Annotated in this window: 1 protein-coding gene; it reads right to left on the bottom strand. The window is 71.6% G+C overall.

Features of this window, described 5'->3' with window-relative positions:
- On the bottom strand, positions 1 to 1314 hold a 1314-nt coding region (locus ACM2XV_RS15365; RefSeq protein WP_487027579.1), incomplete at both ends, for a glycoside hydrolase family 127 protein.

Raw genomic sequence — 1314 nt, 5'->3', positions numbered from 1 at the left:
GGCCCGATGCCCAGGCGGGCACCCGCAGCGCCAGAGCCGCGCCGGGGAATCCCTCGATCACCGAGATCCGCACCCGCCCGTCGAGCGGGTACTCGGTGTCGACGTCGAGCGCGACGCGGCCGCCCTCGAGCTCCGCCTCGATGCGCGCCCGGGTGTACTGCACGAGCTGCAGCTCGTTGCCGCGTGCGGCTGCGAGATAGCCCTCGATGCTGGCGAAGGTGCGCATCAGGTTCGGCGGGCAGCACGCGCAGTAATACCAGTCGAGCCGCCGCGCGGCGGCCTCCTGCTGCCCCGAGACGTGGTCGGGCCGCAGCTGCAGCGGGTTGCTGTAGAAGAAGGCCGCCCCGTCTTCCGAGATCCCGTCGGCGACGACGTTGTAGAGCGCGGTTTCGAAGAAGTCGCCGTAGCTCAGCTCGCCCGTCGCGACATACATGCGCCACGCCCAGTGCATCGCGGCGATGCCCGCGCAGGTCTCGGCATACGCCCGCTCGCTCGGCAGCTCGTACGCGTCGCCGAACGCCTCGTCCTTGTGCCGCGACCCCGTGCCGCCCGTCAGGTAACTGCGCCGGGTGACCATGTCGTCCCACTGCGCCCGCAGCGCGGAAAGCAGGCTCTCGTCGCCCGTCTCGAGGTAGACGTCCGCCACTCCGCTGTTGAGATAGAGCGCCCGCACGGCGTGGCCGCGCATGATGGCCGTCTCGCGCACCGGGGTGTCGTCCTGGTAGTAGCTCGAGCCGAAGCCGCCGCGGCCGAGCCACCCCGCGCCGCGCCGGTCGACGAAGGCCCGGGCGACGTCGAGGTACTCGCGCCGCCCCGTCAGCCGGAACAGCTCGACGAGCGCGTACTCGACCTCGGGGTGGCCCGGGTACCCCTCGGCCGCTGAGCCGCCGAAGCGGCGCACGATCAGATCGGCGACCCGGGTCGCGATGGCGAGCAGCCGGTCGTCGTCGAGCGCGCGCTTCGCGGCGATGGATGCCTGAATCAGATGCCCCGCGCAATAGAGCTCGTGCCCCGTCGTGAGGTCGCTCCAGCGCTCCTTCTCGCGGTCGGCGCGCTGGAACGCGGAATCCAGGTAGCCGTCGTCGTCCTGGACGCGGGCGAGCAGCGCGACCGCCTCCTCATAGAAGGCGCGCAACCGGGCGTCCTCGCCGTGGCCGAGCTCCCATGCGACGGCCTCGAGCGTCTTGTGCACGTCGCTGTCGGCGAAGACGAGGCCGCGGAACGGGGCATCCGATTCGCCGACCAGCCGGCGCAGGTTGTCGAGGTTGCCCTCGGTCTCGAGCCGCTCGATGCCGTGCGGGATCGTCGTCGCGC

The sequence above is a fragment of the Gryllotalpicola sp. CP2-P1 genome (assembly GCF_057512245.1).
This window is presented reverse-complemented; position numbering and strand designations above follow the sequence as displayed.